The organism is Bradyrhizobium sp. 521_C7_N1_3, assembly GCF_052075975.1.
GTDB classification, from domain to species: domain Bacteria; phylum Pseudomonadota; class Alphaproteobacteria; order Rhizobiales; family Xanthobacteraceae; genus Bradyrhizobium; species Bradyrhizobium japonicum.
The window spans coordinates 640,182-656,757 of record NZ_CP197232.1 but is presented as its reverse complement, the minus strand read 5'-3'; the positions used below and the strand labels follow the sequence as shown (position 1 = coordinate 656,757).

Genomic DNA, 16,576 nt, shown 5'->3' with positions numbered 1-16,576 from the left:
CGCGTCGATCTGACCGCGTTCTCCGCACGTCCGGTGTCGCCTCAATTGCTGCCATGCTGAGCTCGACTTTCCTCCTTCGCCTGAGGACAAAAGCCCTCACTACAACCTTCTTACATCGCGCCATCGGTTTTGCATTTTAGCGGCATTGCATGCGACCGCTTCCCCTCCGGATATTCCGCTTGCAGAAGGATGAATTCTGACAGGCGTTCTTCCCTAACCACATCATTCCCTCCTATTGACACCTGCCGCAAATGGGCAAATCCTTTCCAAAGCGAATTTTCAGCACGATAAATTTCGGCGCTAAGGCCTTTCTTTGGCGCCTTCTGAATCCATTTGCTTCTAACCGAAAGCGGAGGGGCCCATGCGCGCGCTCGCTTTAAAAAGCGTCTCTCTTCTCCTCGCCACTCTTGCTTCGATCTGCGCCACGGCCTGCGCCCGCGCACAGGATGCGACCGACGAGCAGTTTGGCAAGGTGCACTTCCAGACCACTTGCAACGAGGTCGCGCAACGCCGCTTTGATCGCGGCATGCGCTACCAGCACTCGTTCTGGTACCGGCCTGCGAAGGAGATTTTCAAGGAGACGTTGCAAGCCGATCCGGAATGCGCGATCGCCTTTTGGGGCATTGCACTGAGCCTGCTCTACAATCCTCATTTTCCCGCACCGAAGGAAAATCTCGCCGAGGGCCTCGCAGCGCTGCAAAAAGCCAAGGCACTCGGCGCCAAGAGCGACCGCGAACGAGACTATGTCGACGCACTGCTGGCCTTCTACTCGGGGGACGAGAAGACGACGTTTGGCCAGCGGGCACAGGCCTATCTCAAGGCAACCGAGGCCGTCGCGGAGCGCTATCCCAATGATGACGAGGCGCAGATCGCCTACGCCATCACCCTGAATGTCACGGCCTCACCAAACGATAAGACGTATGCTAACCAGCTCAAGGGCGCGGCCATCCTGGAGCCGATCTTCAAGCGGCAGCCGCGGCACCCCGGCGTCGCGCATTACCTGATCCACCTCTATGACTATCCGGCGATAGCGGAGCAAGGCCTCGACGCTGCCAAGCGCTATTCCGAGATCGCGCCGGCGGCGCCGCACGCCTTGCACATGCCGTCACACATCTTCACGCGCGTCGGCTACTGGAACGAATCCATCGATGCCAATAGCCGTTCCGCCAAGGCTGCCAAGGAGGGCAAGGACCCTAGCGAGCAGCTCCACGCCGACGACTACATGGTCTACGCCCTGCTCCAGCTTGCACAGGACAGCCGAGCCCGCGACGTCATCGCGGACATGCTTGCGACCACGGGCTATGCGCCGGCCGTTCGCGCCGGCCCCTACGCGATAGCGGCGAGCCAAGCGCGCTACATGGTCGAGCGAGGTGATTGGCCGAGGGCTGCCGCACTGAAGGTCGAGCCGAGCCGGTTTGCCTATGTCGATGCGATCACCTACTTCGCCCGCGCCCTCGGCGCCGCGCGCTCCGGCAATGCCGACGCAGCGACGGCGGACATCGCCAAGCTGGCGGAGTTGCGGGACAAGCTGCAGCAGGACAAGGACGCCTATTGGGCCGAAATCGTCGAGATCCAGCGGCAGGTCGCCACAGCCTGGCAGCTCAACGCCTGGGGGAAACCGGCGGACGCGTTGGAAGCGATGCGCCTTGCGGCCGATGCCGAAGACAAGACCGAGAAATCCATCGTCACGCCTGGACCGCTTGCTCCGGCACGCGAGCTTTATGGGACCATGCTGCTCGAACGCGGCATGGCGACGGAGGCATTGGTCGCGTTCGAAAGCACGATGCGCAAGGAGCCCAACCGGTTCGGCGCGATGATCGGCGCGGCTCACGCCGCCGAGAAAGCAGGGGATGCCGTGAAGGCACGCCAGTACTATGCGAAGGTGGTCGACATGGCACGGGATGGCGACTCCTCGCGGGAAGATCTGGCGGCCGCACGAAAGTTCATGGCTCAGAATTAGAGAGAGTTCGGCGGCAGGTGCTATGCGTCTGACCAGCAAATTCACCGCGATCGGCGCAGCCGCGGCACTGTTCTGTGCGGTCGCTGCGGTCTGGATGCTGCGATCCGGCGACCTGACACGTGCAACAGCGGCAACCGGGCAGATCCGCCCGGTGTGGACGGAAACCGAGTGGCCCTTCGGGGTAGATCCTTGGGGGAAAGGCAAGGCGTTTCGCTGCAATGCCAACGATTGCGGCGGTGAGGTCCAGCTTTACGTTCGCGCCAAGCTCGGCTTTTGCAATTGCACCACCGGCGTCGCCGACGATACTGACCTCGAGCAAATGGGCGACTTGGCGCTGATTGGTAAGACAACGCCGATCGGTGCCGGTCGGGAGATTGTCGTTGGGCCCATGCAAGGCCGCAGCCGCGCGTATCGGGTCGAGGGAAATGGTAACGCAGCGCTTTCGTTCGCTTTCAATCAGCGCTGCGACATGGTGGCTGCAACGGCCTTGGTTGGACGGGGCGTACCCGGCTCACTGGAGCCAGCGGTGCTGGCATTCCTCAACAGCGATCGCATGTTGAAGTGGGCCGAGATCGCGTTAGGTTTATAACTCGGCGCTACCTCGAAGCTCGCATTTCGGCACGTCAGCGTCGCTCCCTAATCCCCGAGCACAAATCCGCAAACTTAGCATGCCTCAATCGTAAGATCGGGAAAACTCGGCTAAGATGCTACTTTCCCTTGTTGGGGGCATTTCATGTTCGACATGGCAACCACGGCGCTTTTGCGCGCGGTTTTCGACGAAGTGTGCGAGGGTCTTCCGCAGCGCGAGATCGGCGCGCGGACGCATGTGGCTTCGAAGATCCTGGAGGCCGCCAATGGCGGCGAGCTCTGTCCCGAGGACCTCAGACAGGTCGGCCGCAAGGCCCTTTCGCACGCGCCCACCATGTGGCGCTAACTGAAAACCGGGACGCGGGCGTGAACTTCCAGGTCACCGTTTTGAAGATTTTGGCGGCATATCCGGACGGGTTTGCCGTCATGGAGGACCTCAAGCGGGACATGGCAATTCTGGCGACCAGTGGCCGCGATTGGGCGGACCGGACCAGGCGGCTCGCGGCACGGGTTCCGGATCTCGACATCTGGTCACAAGGGCTGGTCGAACGCATCAGCGGCGGCTGGAAGATCACTGTAAAGGGACGGGCTGTGCTCGAGTTCATGGAAGCTCGCCCTGCTGCGCCGGAGCCCATTCCGGTGCCTTCGGTTGAGCAGACGGTCGTCGCTTCGCCGACGCTGCGGCAGCCGGCCGACCGGGCCAAGCGCCGCCGCGAACGTCGGGAACGGCGCCGCGAGGCGCGCGAAAGGGCTAGGGCCAACGCTTCCTAAGTAGGATCAGGCCAAGAAAAAGCCGCCGGTACGCGCGGCGGCTTGGATAGTGCCGGACTGCCGGTTACTTCCCCAGCCCCAAGCGTACCGCCGTTACCTTGTTTGCGGCCATGCCAGTCCGACCTACCGGACGAGCTTCGATTCGGCGATCGGCGAGCCGAGTTGTGCACCGGCTCCTACAAAGCCGGCAGAGGTCCAACGAGGAGGACGGAAGGCGAACCCGCGCGGCATCACCAGCTGCGAACGCCCCCGGCCAGTACCATGTCCAGCACACCGGATTCGAACGGAGGGCCCGTTTCCGCCGACGAGAGCACCTGCCGTTTCAGCCGGTCCGGCAGCGATCAGGACACAAGGAGGGCGCACGGGCGCTCAATGGCCGCCGTGGCATGGGATCAATGAACATCCCTAGGGGCACAGATGTCCAGTGGTGGTGATGATGTCGCCCAAGTCTTCCGCTGCGACTGCGAACTCGGCTCTGTAGGGGTCTAAAAGAGCCCGGACGCGATGAGGTGAACCTGCTGCAGGTTGGGAAGCTGGCCCGCGGACGGTGATATAGCGATGGTGACGAGGGGCCGGCTGGGCGTCGCCTTCGACACCCCGGCCGATCCGACCCCGTGGCGGCCTGCGACACACCGCGGAAGACGCCGCCGATGGGGCGGCCGATTAAATCGCTCCGGTGGTGCGCTCGCGGACAACTCCCTTCACGACAGGAAAGTCGCGCCCGACGATTTTATCGAGCCGGATCCACGTCGGCACCTCCTTGATCAGGCGACGATCTGTCCCTTCCACGATGATCTCTTTGCCTTCGACCTGCCGCCACGGCAGATATCCCAAGTACACCGCAACGAAATCGGCGATTTTGCCGCGGAAAGTAACGTCGACTGCGAAGCCGGGATCCTTGGCGCAGACGTCTACGCCCTGCGGATCGAGGACCAGCCACAGAATGCTGTACTTCGTTCGGTTGGCCGGCACGCCGGCGAATTCGAAGCGAGCGACGACTTTCTTATCAATGGCGTCCCGAACCGCCCTCTTTCGGAAACCCCATACAAGGAAGAAGGGATCAAGGTCCGTCGGCTTGATCGCATCCCGCGCGTGTACCAGACCCCAATGTCCCATCTCGCTGACGATCGGCCGGAGTGCCTCGCCAGCGGGGGTAAGCCAATATTCGTGTCCAGTCCCGTTGGACCGCGCGCGCCTTTCGATGATTCCTTGATCTTCCAATTCGCGAAGTCGTGTCACAAGGACCGCTCTCGAGATAAGCGGCACGCCACGATGAACATCGTTGAATGTTCGGTTGTCAGCCATCAATTCGCGCAGGATCAGCGGCGTCCAACGCGTCGCCAGTACCTCAGCCGTTTTAGCGATGGGGCAAAATTGGTCATAGCCGTCTTGCATGATCGCGATTGAACCACCGAAGGCTTTGCTTCGCTAGTTCGAAAAACAGACTTGAGCGGAACCGGTAGCGATGTTTGCCTCGGCGCGCCCGGCTCTCACGCCTGGTCGGTCGCAGCAAACGGAGGCCTACATGAACCGAGCACCCCTGCGCCGCAGCATTCTCGCCGGACTGATGTTGTCGCTCCCTGTCACTTCTGCCTTTGCGGATGTCATTTCAGACTGGAATGAGCGAGCCGTCACTTTGCTGCTGGCCCAAAAGCTGGGACCGCCGGCGGCAGAGCGCGTGCTGGCGATGATGCACCTCGCCATGTTCGATGCAACCAACTCAGTGGAGCCGAGATACGCACCGTTCCTCACCAAGCTTCACATCAGCCGCGAAGTCTCCAAAGAAGTAGCGGCAGGCGTTGCTGCCGCAACCGTACTACTCGCGAGCAGCCCGGAGGCAAACGCGCCCGAGCTCAAACAAGCGCTCAGCAACGACCTTCAGCGCGTCCCCGACGGCCCAGCGAAGGAAGAAGGCATTAGAGTTGGCGAAACGGTGGCCGCGAAAATCCTGACGAACAGAAAGGACGACGGGTCCGCCGCGCCCGACGGCCATCGGCCCATCACCACTCCGGGCGTCTACGTTCCGACGCCCAGCCTGGTCGTCGCACAGTGGCCGGGCGTTCGACCCTTCGCGATGAATAAGGCTGACCAATTCCGACCGGAGCCGCCCGTTGCGCTCTCCAGCTCGGAATGGGCGCACGACTTCAACGAGATTTCCAAAGTCGGCCGCTTCGACAGCAAGTCCCGCACCGCGGATCAGACCGAAGCGGCCAAGTTCTGGATCTCGATCGGCGGCGACGTGTTCTATCCGCTCGCACGCGCTCTGATAGCCGCCAAGAAGCTAGACCAAACCGATAATTCCCGCATCTTTGCCTTGATCGCCGTCGCTCGGGCAGACAGCCTGATTGCAGTGTTCGACGCCAAGTACCACTACAATTTCTGGCGGCCGATTACGGCGATCCGCAATGGCGACAGGGATGACAACGCCGAAACAGAGAGGGACCCATTGTGGCGTCCGATCGCGGATACTCCGATGCACCCAGAATACCCATGCGCTCACTGTGTGCAGGCGTCTGCTATGTGTGCGGTTCTCGAAGCCGCATTGGGTACGACCACGTTCTCTGAGATCAGCATGACGAGCACCACTGCGCCGGGGGCTGAGCGCCGCTGGACAGACCTTAAATCATTCATCAACGCGGTGTCCGAAGCCCGGGTTTGGGCAGGCTTTCACTATCGGTTCTCGACAAGGGTCGGTCGTGAGATGGGGTATGAGATCGGCAAGTACGTCGTCAAGAATCTTCTCAGGCCGGTGGAAAGCGCGTCTAAGTGACTAACAACAGTTATTTGACCGAGGCCGGCCGGTGCGCTTGGCGAGTCCAGGCATGAAGATAGGGTAGGCCGTCCTTCGCGGCGCCGCCAGCGTGGTAAGCGTCGCAGGAGGCACTAGTCGGGGGCCTTCAAAGAATCGAGGCGTTTGCGGAGAAACGCCAACACCATGACTTCATCCGACGTGAGCTTGGCATACTGTCGCTTGAACTTCCGAGCGATCTTGGCTTCGATCATCTTGACAAGATCACCGGACATGTAGGCGTTCAGGACTTCCGGGTGCACGTAGCACTTGCGGCAAATGGCCGGCGTATTCCCGAGCTGCTTGGAGACGCTTTCGATCGCGGCGACGACGTTGCGCTTCGCCTCGGCCTGGCTGTCGTACTTCTTGAACTCGGTCAGCGCCAACGCCGCCAGAACCGTCCCCGCCCAAGTGCGGAAATCCTTGGCGCTGAAGTCCTCGCCCGTGATCTCCTTGATGTAAGCATTGACGTCGCCGGAATCGACCGTACGCGGCTGCCCGTCGTCGTCCAGGTACTTGAAGAGCTCATGTCCGGGGATTTCCGCGCAGCGCTTCACGATGGCGGCAATCCGCTTGTCCTCGACCCGAAGTTTCCACTGTTTGCCCGACTTGCCCGTGAAGTCGAACCGAAGGACGCCGCGACCCACCGCAACGTGCTTCCGTCGCATGGTGGTGAGCCCGTAGGATTTGTTTTTCTCGGCATACTCGGCGTTGCCGACCCGGATCAAAGTCTTCTCCAGAAGGCTGACGATCGTGGCAAGAACCTTCTCGCGAGGTAGTCCTTCCAGCTTCATGTCGGCCGCGACACGGTCGCGCAGCGCGGGCAACGCGGCTGCGAACTGGACGATGTGTTCGTACTTGTTCTGGTCGCGCAGCTCGCGCCATTTCGCGTGGTAGCGGTACTGCTTGCGGCCCCGCGCATCGAGCCCGGTCGCCTGGATGTGGCCGTTCGCCGAGGGGCAGATCCAAACGGATTCATAGGCCGGCGGGATACCGATGGACTTGATGCGCCGGATGACGGCGGCATCGGTGATGCGCTTGCCGTCCTTGTCGTAGTAGCTGAAGGTAGTCCCCGTCCGCTTGCGGGTGTAGCCGGGCGCGGAGTCGCTGACATAGCGAAGACCTTCTTCCGCAATGGCTGCTGCGACCTCGGCGGTGCGGTCCAGAACCTGTTCTTCGTTGCGAGTCTCTCGGAGCATGGGCCTGTTCCCTCGGAAGCACCCAGGGATCGAGGCTCCACTCCTTTCTAAAGGAACGGAGACAGCGGTTGGTTCCGTTCGTGAGATCGGCGGTTCGTAGATCAGATCAGTGGCCGCGCAAGATACTTGCCCTATCTGAAGCCGGCGGTTCCTTTCGACGGTCCGCTGCGCAGGCCGACGATGGCTGCAAGGCCGAGCTTCAGACAATCGCCACAAAGTTTACGGACACGCTTTCCCAATTAGTCTGTGCGAAGGTCCGCTATGTCCCAATATTCGCTCGATGTATTGCGTCAGCGCTATGTCGTCGAGAAACGACCGCTCGAGGCCAGCGTCGAGCAGATCCTGCGGGCTGACGCTCGCGCGGGAGCCCGCGCGATCCTGGCTTCGATCGATAAGAGGCGCTTCGAAAACAGGTCCGAGGGGCAGCGCCTCCGCAAGATGCTGCGCTTCGAGACCTCTCTCTGGGAAAGCGGCCTTCATGCTGTGGCAGGCGTGGACGAGGCCGGAATGAGCCCTCTTGCGGGGCCAGTATCCGCGGGCGCGGTGATTCTGAAACCCGGCACGCGGATCGTCGGGATCGATGACTCGAAGAAGCTCGACGCCGCGGCTCGCGAAGAACTCGCGAAGGAGATCAAGGCAAAGGCAGAGAGTTGGTGTGTGGCGTTCGTAGAGGTCGAGGAGATCGACGCGATCAACATCTATTGGGCTGGCATCCAGGCCATGCAGCGTGCGGTCCGGGGGCTGGGATTGACGCCGCAACACTTGCTGATCGACGCCAAGCGATTGAAGGAGATCGACATCCCTCAGCAGGCCATCATTAAGGGCGATGCCAAGTCAGCCAGCATCGCTGCGGCGTCGATCCTCGCGAAAGTCGAGCGCGACATCGTCATGCGGACCCTCGACGCGCGTCACCCTGGCTACGGCTTCGCGGATCACAAAGGCTACCCCGTGCCGGCTCACTATGAAGCTCTTGCCAGGCTCGGCGCATGCGCAGCTCACCGTCGGTCGTTCGGACCAGTACGCAAGACTCTCGGGTTGCCGCCCCTGCCGCCGTGGCCTTCTGCATCCGAGCGAGCCGCCGGCTGAACAGGTCGATTACTTGGTCTAGACGGCACTATTCCCGCGACCAACTCTTTTCGCGAACGACGTCCTTGGCCTTTTTGTCGGACCGCAGGCCGAGATAGACTGGCTGGCGCAGCTCTCCCTTGCTGGTCCACTCCGCGAACTTCACCTCTGCGACCAACGAAGGACGCACCCAGGTCGTGACCTCCGCATCCTTCACCTTGGCGGAAAAGGGCGACTTGGGCGTCTTGAGCTTCAGGAGCTTGCCGTGAAGCTCTCCGAGAACCTGGTGGCTGAAGCCGGTGCCGACGTGGCCAATGTACCGCCAGGCTTCGCCTTCGCGTACCGCCAGCACAAGGGCACCGAAGAAGGGCCGGGTCCGCCTCGGCGCCGTGAACCCGGCGATGACGACCTCCTGCCGCTGCGCGGTCTTCACCTTCAGCCAATCGGCTGTCCGGCGTCCGGACGCATACGGGCTGTCGGCGCGCTTGGCCATGATACCTTCGAGATGTCTCCGCTCGGCTTCTGCGAAGAACTTTGTGCCACTGCCTTTGCGGTGCTTGCTGAAGGCGATGAGCTTGTGGCGCGGCAGGAGGGCCTTGAGCCGCTGCTTGCGCTCGAGCAGCGGCAGCGTGCGTAGGTCCTCTCCGTCCGCGAACATGAGGTCGAACGCGCAGTACAGAAGCTTGGCCTCATGGCGCAGGGCGTTCTGGAGCAATTGGAAATGCGATGCGCCGTCCTTGCCGATCGCGACGAGCTCGCCATCGATCACGGCATCCGCCTTCACGCCCTCTAGCGATTTCGCAACCTCGACATAGGAGTGGCTGATGATTTTCCCGTTGCGGCTGTAGAGCGCGACCCGACCACGCCGGATTTCGGCCACCATGCGAAAACCATCGAATTTGTCCTCGAAGACCCAGTCGGGATCGTCGAACGGCGCATCCGTCAGCGTGGCCAGCATGGGCTGCAGGCGAAGAGGCAAGGTCGATTTTCGGGCCATGGCAGGGGCTCTCTACAGGGCCGGCAAAGGCCGAAACGAGGAGGATGGAAGGCGAACCCGCGCGCTGTCGCCGGCTACGACCGGTCCCCCGGCCCGGACCACGCCCAGCACTCCAGATTTGAACGCAGGGCCCGTTTCCGCCGACGAGAGCACCTGTCGCTTCAGGCCGGCCCGGAAGCGGTCGATGAGGACACAGGGCGTCCGGAGGCCCGTCAGCTCGACGACCGCGGACGGGCCGAGCTCGATTAGAGTCCCGAGCGGCATCCGTTCCAGGTCCAATCCGGCGGTGGTGACGTTCTCGCCGAGGTCGCCTGCGCCAACGTCGAAGCCAGCTTCTAGGAGGGACGGGAAGAGTTCGGACGGGATCAAGTGGACTTGCCGGAGATTGGGCAGGCGGGGCCGGCGGCGCGCCAAATAGCGGTGCCGGACGAAAGGGCCGGCGTGGGCGTCGCCTTCGACGCCGTGGCCTTGCACCAGGATTATGCGCTCCTGAGTTGGTTTGCTGAAGTGGTGCCCGCGATCGGCGGCGACCGCCACGACCCTGCCCTCGAGCGCCAGATCGTGCCCCTCCGACATCAGGCGGCGCGGGCGAGCGAGCGCCGCTTCTGGCGTAGGTAGCGCGTGATTTCTAAGAGCGGCATCGCGTTCAGGACCCGCTCGGCAGGGACACTGCCCTTGCGGGCCATCAGGACGCCCCAGCGCATGTGGTCGAGCTCGGGAATCGAGTGCGCGTCCGGATTGATGCTCAGCATGCAGCCGAACTCGAGCGCAGCCTGGTGCCAGCGCCAGTCCAGGTCGAGCCGCCATGGGTGAGCGTTGATCTCGACGACAACGTCGTGCTTGGCGCAGGCCCGCAGCACCTTCTCGACGTCGATTTCGTAGCCCGGCCGCCGCTGGAGTTGTCGCCCCGTCATGTGGCCGATGATGGTGGTGTGAGGGTCGGAAATAGCCCGAAGCAGGCGCTGCGTCTGCGCCTTGCGATTCAGCTTGAAGCGCCCGTGGATGCTGGCCACCACGAAGTCGAAGCGCTCCAGCACCTCGTCGTCGTAGTCGAGCGACCCGTCCGCCAGGATGTCGGACTCGATGCCCTTGAGGATCCGGAAGTTCTTTCCGTAGCGCTTGTTCAGTCGATCAGCTTCCCGGTGCTGCTGCGCGATCTCCTCAACGGAGAGACCGCCGGCATAGTGGGCGGACTTGGAATGGTCCGCCACGCCGAAATACTCGAAGCCCCGCTGGCGCGTGGCCTTGGCCATGGTCTCCAGTGTCTCGGTGCCGTCGGAGGCATCAGTGTGGCAGTGAAGAATGCCGCGGAGGTCCTGGTCGGTGACGAGCTTCGGGAGCTTGCCTTTCAGAGCCGCCTCGATCTCGCCGCGCCCCTCCCGGAGCTCAGGGTCGATGAAGGGCAGACCGAGGGCGCGGTAGATCTCAGCCTCCTCGCCGGCGATCAGCATGCGGCCCTTGTGCAGGCCGTCAGCGTCAAACCGCATGCCCTTCTCGGCGGCCCGGGCTTGGAGCTGCTCGATGTGGCCGGCGGACCCGGTGGCGAAGAGAAGGGCGGCGCCGAAGTGCTTGCGGTCGGATACTCGGATTTGCAGCCCGTCGGCCGATGGCGTCGATGTCTTGTCCGGCTTGGCAGCCTCGGCAACAATCGCGAGGTCGCCGATGAGTTCGCAGCCGCGGCGGAAATCGCCGGCGATCGTCACCCGCTTGAGTTCGGGGCGGGACTTGCGGATGAAATCCTTCGCATGCGCGAGCAGCGCGGCAGCGCGGTGCAGGTGGAGGCGGCCTTCTCCGCTTTTGGCGATCGCCAGGTTCTGCAGGATCTTGGCCTGCAGGGCGGCGCCGAGTCCTTTTGCCTTCTTGATGCGGTCATCCTTGGCAGCGGCCTCCAACTCCGATAGCGAGCCGATGCCGAGATCCTTGTATAGGCGCAGCACCTTCTCCGGACGAAGGCCGGGCACAGCGAGCATCTCGAGCACGCCCGCAGGAATCTCCTTCCGTAGCTTTTCGAGGCTAGGATGACTGCCCGTCTTCTGAACCTTGGTGATGATGTCGGCAATCGCATCGCCGACGCCCGGGATCTCGGTAAGGCGATCTTCGGCGACGAGCACGTTCAAAGGAACGGCCAGGGCCGCGAGGCTGTCGGCGGCCCGAGAGTAGGCTTTCGCCCGATAGGGATTGCCGCCTCGCAAGGCAGTGCGCTGCGCGTACTCCCGCAGAAGAGTTGCCACCCCGCGCGCATCGAGCGGAGGCATTCAGCCAGCCTCCCGACCGGGGCTTTGCGATGCCGCCGGAGCTGGACGGCCGCCGGAGCGGCCACTTGGCCGCCGATCGAGAGAGGCCTCGAGCTTCTGGGCTGCACGAAAGTCATCAAGGTGTTGGACATTGGGGCCGTAGGCAGCCTCCTTCTTGAGGAGATTGTAGATCCGGCCGGCCACCAGTTGCAGATGCTTCATCTTGCCCCGCGGCATGGATCTCGCTCTGCAGAGAGCCCGGACGGCGTAGGCGCGGAAATAGTCGAATGCGTCTGACATGATGTCAGTAAACGCGGGCTCTCGCCGGGAGTTCGATGGACGCTGCGAGGACTTGATCGCCCGTCGCAGCTTTGCGCAAACACGCGAAAAGTGCTGTCCCTGGAACTCCTCGCCGCCTTCGAAGTTGCGAGACTCGTTGATTGAGGTAGGTAGACTGCCCGCCGTCGGCCCCAACCCGGCGGCGGGTTTTTTGTGAGTTGAGTAGCGTGGCAAAGCGTACAAAGGCGCCTCGGGCCGAAGTGCCGGAGGTCCCTCCCATGCCGGGGTTCATCGTACCCCAGTTGGCGACCCTGAAGATCAAGGCACCTTCGGGATCCCAATGGATTCACGAAGTCAAATACGACGGCTACCGGATCCAGCTCCGGATCGACGGTGACGACCGGCGGGCCTACACCCGTAACGGCTACAACTGGATCAGCAAGTTCTCAAGGATTGCGGGTGCCTTCGATATCGAAGGACAGGCCATCGTCGACGGCGAGGTTGTCGTTATCCATGATGGGCGCACGAACTTCTCCGAGCTGCAGGCAGACCTCGGCAGAGGCGATCAGGATCGACTGGTCTACTTCGCTTTCGATTTGCTGTGGCTGGATGGCAGAGATCTGCGCAAGGAGCCGCAGATCGAGCGGAAGAGGCTGCTCAAGGATCTGATCGAGGAGCACGACCTCAGAGAGCCCGTCCTCTATAGCGAGCACCACGAAGGGGACGGCCAGGCACTGTTCGCCGCAGCGACCAAGCTGAATTACGAAGGCATCGTCTCCAAGCGGGTGGACGCACCATACCGATCGGATCGGGTCGAGGCTTGGCAGAAGATCAAAGTCATTCAGAAGGGCAAGTTTCCCGTAGTCGGCTTCATCAAGGACCCATCCGGTGTGGCCGCGCTTTATTTGGGCAAGAAGGAAGGCAAGGATCTGGTCTACATGGGAAAGGTCGGGACCGGATGGAGCCGAACCACCTCGGCGCAGATCCGCAAGGCGCTCGACACCGTGGTAAGCCCGAAGCAAAAGCTGACCAAGGCCATCAGAAAGCCGAAGGCCACTTGGGTCGAACCCAAGTTCTATGCCGATATCGAGTACCGCGACATCACCACCGAAGGTCTGCTGCGGGCCAGCTCGTTCAAAGGGCTGAGCAAAGGAACGCGCCGATCATAGCCGCGTTTTCCTGCGGAGTATGTGGAGTACCGGCATGGATCCGGAAAGGCGAGTTGCGAAGGCCTTGGAAGACGCACAAGGCATCTTGGCCCGGTATGTCGAGCCCGGCCCCAGAGATTGCGAGCAAACCATAAACAAGCTGCTCAGTGTGCTCGACGACGAAACTGTCGTGCAGGCCCTCAAGGATTCGAAGATGGAAAAGCCCACAACAGAACAACTCGACGAGCTCAAGCGGCTCAGTGCAATCGCCCGCGTGCCGGACGAATCGGAGATCGTGACTTCGAAGGAAGAAGCCGAAATCCGGATCCGCGATCTGAAAGACAAGGCTCGGATGGAGTGAGACGATCCCCGGACGACGTCCAGAGCGAAGATCTCGGTCGGTGAAGGGACGTCGATCCAGGACATCCGGCATGAACCCGATGGACACGTTCGATCCCGATATGCCGTGCCGCGTTCGCGATGGTCTGAACGACCAGATCATCGAATGGAGCGCTCAGTGGGCTTCGATGTACCACGAGCACGCGTCGAAATGGGATGAAGGCGTCATTTCCTGGGACGGCCTTTTGCTTAACGGGTGGGCGCCCATCGTTCCGAGCCATCCTTGCAGTCACTGAAGCGTCGCAGCGAAGCCGGCTGGGAACTCGCGATTCCTTGCGGCGTTGCACCTCATCGAACATTCGCAAGAGGAGGAGCCGATGGCGGCAGCGAAGAAGAAGACCGCACGTGGACGCAAGCAGGACCGGGCACGCGTCGCGAAGGGACAGGACTACGAAGTCCGCTACGAAGCGAAGAAGACCGGCCGCTCCGCATCGGCCGTGAAGAAGGCCGTCAAGAAGGTCGGCAACAGCCGCAAGCGGGTCGAGAAGCGTCTCGGGCGGTAGGTCCTGACCGGCCGCTCCGCTGTTCGCGTGTCAGGCCTCGCCGGGCCCGGAGAAGATTGAGGTTGGAGGCGTCGTGCGAGGCAGGGGAAGCGGGCGCTCGGGCGGGGAGGATCGCAATGCCTGGCCGCCCTTCGCATCATACCGCTTCGCCAGGTCGAGGAGGCGTCGCCGGGTGAATGGGTCGGCTCTTTCGGCAATGGTCCGGACCCGGTGCGCGAGACCCCGATAGAATTCCTGCTCCATGGCGCTCCCCACGACATCACTCGTCAAATTTGAGTGGCCTGCACTCGGGGAGTCAAGCGGCGTAGGCGCGGAGGTCTGAAAACTTTCCAACACGCCTTGTACCGACGCCTCAGGCAGGCCTAAGCTGCCGGCGGCAGGAAAATTCGACATGACTGTGCTGCACCCGATCCGGAAGGCGTGTCCGGCCTGCGGAAGGCCCATGAAGGTCGTCAAGAACGATGCGGACCCCGGCAGGGAGCGCTATGTCTGTCCGGTTTGCGACAACGATCCTTTGCACGACCCTGCCGCTCGCAAGTGGGTGGATAGCCCGCTGAAGCCACCGGCGGACTGAGCTCTCGTCAGCCGGAACGGTCGTTAGATGCGGCTGGAGAACCGGGTGAAGGCGGTCAGCCTTTGCACGTTGGGCTCGACGTCCTGCATGTAGATCTCGGTCCGGAGGAACGCGATCTCATCGTCGAGCGCGCTCTCGTCGACGTCTCTGAACCAGGACTTTGCCCTGCCGTCGCTGCCGTCGTTCCAGCGATAGCCCCTGCGTTTCAGCGAGTCCTTGAGCTCGAACGCGGTCTGCTCCGCCCAGACCCGCATCGTCGGCTTGCGGGCGGTCTCCAGCAGGAGCGCCAGTGCGGACGAGCCAGTCGGCGGCAATTCGAGAGCGAGAACCTCCAGCAAGGCGTGGCAATCGTCGACTGCCCGGTGCGCCTGATGGAAGAAACCGGCACCGTTCAGCAGATAGCCGAGTTGCGCTCCCGCGAAGCCGTGTTTGCGCCAGTCGATCTCGCTCATGCTGCAGCCCCAGGCCTTGTGCTCGAACACGGGCCAGTAGCGCTCGACGAACCTTCTGTCGAAAGAGCTGTTATGCGCGATCGTAATGACCCCGCTTTCGGCGAAGGTCGTGACGGCGCCATCGTCGAATTTTTGACCGGCAACCACTTCGTTGGTGATCCCGGTCAGTGCCGTCACTTCCGCGGTGATCGGCGCACTCGGTTCGTTGAAAGCGGAGAACGTGTCTCTGACGCCGACGATCCGCCCCTCCGGCGTGTAGTCGAACTTGACCATCCCGAGCTCGATGATCTCGTCTTTCACGTGGTCGAGGCCGGTTGTCTCCGTATCGAGCAGAATGCCGGTCCTGACCTCCTGCCCGGCGTCCGGCGTGTAGGGAGACCGGGGGATCAGGCGTCGAAGGACCCTGTAATCGGTCGATTGAGCCAACGCGTCGGCCATTGCGGCCAAGTCCGCCGGGTTGCGAGTTTGCCCGCATCTGAGGGGCTGGGTCAGGGCGTCCATGGGTGCACAATACCGGCCAAAAGCTCCACGAGGTACCTGGAAAACAAGCGATTCACGAGGTTTTCGAACGTGCCCGGGGGCGCTGCGGGCAGATGGCCAATTTTCCTGTTGGCGAACCCCGAGCATGTCGGAACCGGTAGGCTCCGTTCGTCTTGAATCCAGCACCGTCCCTCCGGAGTATCGCGTTCATGGCCCCCCGCGCCAATTGGAAAGGCTTCCTGCGCCTCTCGCTCGTCACTTGCCCGGTGGCGCTGTATCCGGCGACCTCGGAGAGCGAGAAGATCTCGTTCAACCAGCTAAACCGCGCGACCGGCCACCGGATCAAGTATCTCAAAGTGGACGCCGACACCGGCGACGAGGTCCCGAACGAGGACATCGTGAAGGGCTACAAGGTCGACACCGACACCTTCATCGAGGTCACCAAAGAAGAACTCGAAAACGTCGCCCTGGAATCCACTCGCACCATCGAGATCGACGAGTTCGTCGACAAGACCGACATCGATCCGCGCTACCTCATCCGCCCCTACTATCTGCGTCCGGACGGCAAGGTCGGTCACGACGCCTTCGCGGTGATCCGCGAGACCATTCGGGAGATGGACAAGGTCGCGATCGGACGGGTCGTCCTGACCAACCGCGAGCACATCATCGCGCTTGAGCCCCTGGAGAAAGGCCTGATGGGGACGCTGCTGCGCTACCCCTACGAAGTGCGCGACCCGAAGCAGTATTTCGACGAGATCGATGACGTCAAAGTCACCAAGGACATGCTCGATCTCGCTCGGCACATCGTCGAGCAGAAGGCCGGCAATTTCGAACCTGACAAATTCGAGGATCAGTACGAAACCGCCCTGGTCGATCTCATCAACCAGAAGCGCGCAGGCAAACCGATTACGCCGAAGGAACGTCCGCGCGGCGAGAACGTCGTCGACCTGATGGACGCGCTGCGCAAGAGCGTCGGTGGTGCTGCAGCCTCGCCGCCGGCTTCGAAGAAACCGGCCAAGAAATCGAAGAAGGCGGCGGCTGGCCAGAAAGAAATGCTGATGCCGATCGCGGGCAAGAAGCCCGCGAAGGAAGCGGCCGCGAAGAAGCCGGCCACAGGGGCCCGGCGAAAGTCGGCGTGA

General features: G+C 62.3%; 20 protein-coding genes. 12 read left to right on the top strand and 8 right to left on the bottom strand.

Annotation, left to right across the window (positions count from 1 at the left end):
- Positions 1-361 precede the first annotated feature (361 nt).
- From AB7008_RS03025 to AB7008_RS03010, 4 genes are all read left to right on the top strand, one after another.
- Positions 362-1,960: a hypothetical protein gene (locus tag AB7008_RS03025; protein WP_028141952.1), complete on the top strand. Its 1,599-nt coding sequence runs from the start codon at positions 362-364 to the stop codon at positions 1,958-1,960.
- Between the two features lie 22 nt (positions 1,961-1,982).
- Positions 1,983-2,549, top strand: a complete 567-nt coding sequence (locus tag AB7008_RS03020; protein ID WP_028141953.1) for a hypothetical protein — start codon at positions 1,983-1,985, stop codon at positions 2,547-2,549.
- 144 nt (positions 2,550-2,693) lie between these two features.
- A complete protein-coding gene (locus AB7008_RS03015) occupies positions 2,694-2,894 on the top strand; it encodes a hypothetical protein (protein WP_028141954.1) in 201 nt (66 codons plus the stop codon).
- 20 nt (positions 2,895-2,914) lie between these two features.
- Complete coding sequence (locus tag AB7008_RS03010) at positions 2,915-3,319, top strand: hypothetical protein (protein ID WP_441258402.1); 405 nt, start codon at positions 2,915-2,917, stop codon at positions 3,317-3,319.
- Between the two features lie 663 nt (positions 3,320-3,982).
- Here AB7008_RS03010 and AB7008_RS03005 read toward each other — a convergent pair.
- Positions 3,983-4,714, bottom strand: a complete 732-nt coding sequence (locus tag AB7008_RS03005; protein ID WP_049801900.1) for a winged helix-turn-helix transcriptional regulator — start codon at positions 4,712-4,714, stop codon at positions 3,983-3,985.
- Between the two features lie 130 nt (positions 4,715-4,844).
- Between AB7008_RS03005 and AB7008_RS03000 the strand changes: the two genes are divergently transcribed.
- On the top strand, positions 4,845-6,089 hold the full coding sequence (locus tag AB7008_RS03000) for a vanadium-dependent haloperoxidase (RefSeq protein WP_063615322.1): 1,245 nt from the start codon (positions 4,845-4,847) through the stop codon (positions 6,087-6,089).
- 113 nt (positions 6,090-6,202) lie between these two features.
- On the opposite strand, the gene AB7008_RS02995 is transcribed toward AB7008_RS03000, so the two are convergent.
- Positions 6,203-7,306: a DNA topoisomerase IB gene (locus AB7008_RS02995; RefSeq protein WP_220013878.1), complete on the bottom strand. Its 1,104-nt coding sequence runs from the start codon at positions 7,304-7,306 to the stop codon at positions 6,203-6,205.
- 261 nt (positions 7,307-7,567) lie between these two features.
- Here AB7008_RS02995 and AB7008_RS02990 point away from each other — a divergent pair, with 261 nt between their 5' ends.
- Complete coding sequence (locus AB7008_RS02990) at positions 7,568-8,392, top strand: ribonuclease HII (RefSeq protein ID WP_220013877.1); 825 nt, start codon at positions 7,568-7,570, stop codon at positions 8,390-8,392.
- A 28-nt stretch (positions 8,393-8,420) separates the two neighbouring features.
- Here the strand turns inward: AB7008_RS02990 and ligD (AB7008_RS02985) are convergent, their stop codons facing one another.
- From ligD (AB7008_RS02985) to AB7008_RS02970, 4 genes are read right to left on the bottom strand one after another with little or no spacing between them, the layout of a single operon-like run.
- Positions 8,421-9,368, bottom strand: a complete 948-nt coding sequence (ligD, locus tag AB7008_RS02985) for a non-homologous end-joining DNA ligase (protein WP_441258401.1) — start codon at positions 9,366-9,368, stop codon at positions 8,421-8,423.
- A 12-nt stretch (positions 9,369-9,380) separates the two neighbouring features.
- Positions 9,381-9,944: an MOSC domain-containing protein gene (locus AB7008_RS02980; protein WP_028141960.1), complete on the bottom strand. Its 564-nt coding sequence runs from the start codon at positions 9,942-9,944 to the stop codon at positions 9,381-9,383.
- Positions 9,944-11,623 carry a DNA polymerase/3'-5' exonuclease PolX gene (locus AB7008_RS02975; protein ID WP_028141961.1) on the bottom strand — a complete coding sequence of 560 codons (1,680 nt, stop codon included), beginning with the start codon at positions 11,621-11,623 and terminating at the stop codon, positions 9,944-9,946. Before AB7008_RS02975 ends, AB7008_RS02980 begins: the two co-directional genes overlap by 1 nt.
- Entirely contained in the window at positions 11,624-11,839 is a 216-nt protein-coding gene (locus AB7008_RS02970) for a hypothetical protein (RefSeq protein WP_441258400.1), read from the bottom strand.
- Positions 11,840-12,159: 320 nt separating this feature from the next.
- On the opposite strand from AB7008_RS02970, the gene ligD (AB7008_RS02965) reads away from it, so the two are divergent.
- From ligD (AB7008_RS02965) to AB7008_RS02950, 4 genes are all read left to right on the top strand, one after another.
- Positions 12,160-13,050, top strand: coding sequence for a non-homologous end-joining DNA ligase (gene ligD, locus AB7008_RS02965; protein ID WP_441258399.1), 891 nt, complete (start codon positions 12,160-12,162; stop codon positions 13,048-13,050).
- A gap of 34 nt (positions 13,051-13,084) precedes the next feature.
- Positions 13,085-13,390: a hypothetical protein gene (locus tag AB7008_RS02960; protein WP_049801902.1), complete on the top strand. Its 306-nt coding sequence runs from the start codon at positions 13,085-13,087 to the stop codon at positions 13,388-13,390.
- Between the two features lie 70 nt (positions 13,391-13,460).
- Positions 13,461-13,664, top strand: a complete 204-nt coding sequence (locus AB7008_RS02955) for a hypothetical protein (RefSeq protein ID WP_038974728.1) — start codon at positions 13,461-13,463, stop codon at positions 13,662-13,664.
- Between the two features lie 81 nt (positions 13,665-13,745).
- Positions 13,746-13,931 (top strand): DUF3606 domain-containing protein, encoded by a 186-nt coding sequence (locus AB7008_RS02950; protein WP_028133503.1) that lies wholly within the window; start codon positions 13,746-13,748, stop codon positions 13,929-13,931.
- 30 nt (positions 13,932-13,961) lie between these two features.
- Here the strand turns inward: AB7008_RS02950 and AB7008_RS02945 are convergent, their stop codons facing one another.
- Positions 13,962-14,174 carry a hypothetical protein gene (locus AB7008_RS02945; protein WP_028141964.1) on the bottom strand — a complete coding sequence of 71 codons (213 nt, stop codon included), beginning with the start codon at positions 14,172-14,174 and terminating at the stop codon, positions 13,962-13,964.
- A gap of 199 nt (positions 14,175-14,373) precedes the next feature.
- Between AB7008_RS02945 and AB7008_RS02940 the strand changes: the two genes are divergently transcribed.
- Positions 14,374-14,505 carry a hypothetical protein gene (locus tag AB7008_RS02940; RefSeq protein WP_312017539.1) on the top strand — a complete coding sequence of 44 codons (132 nt, stop codon included), beginning with the start codon at positions 14,374-14,376 and terminating at the stop codon, positions 14,503-14,505.
- A gap of 23 nt (positions 14,506-14,528) precedes the next feature.
- Here AB7008_RS02940 and AB7008_RS02935 read toward each other — a convergent pair whose 3' ends face one another.
- Positions 14,529-15,458 carry a 3'-5' exonuclease gene (locus AB7008_RS02935; protein ID WP_441261177.1) on the bottom strand — a complete coding sequence of 310 codons (930 nt, stop codon included), beginning with the start codon at positions 15,456-15,458 and terminating at the stop codon, positions 14,529-14,531.
- A 188-nt stretch (positions 15,459-15,646) separates the two neighbouring features.
- Between AB7008_RS02935 and ku the strand changes: the two genes are divergently transcribed.
- Positions 15,647-16,576 (top strand): non-homologous end joining protein Ku, encoded by a 930-nt coding sequence (ku, locus tag AB7008_RS02930; RefSeq protein WP_028141966.1) that lies wholly within the window; start codon positions 15,647-15,649, stop codon positions 16,574-16,576.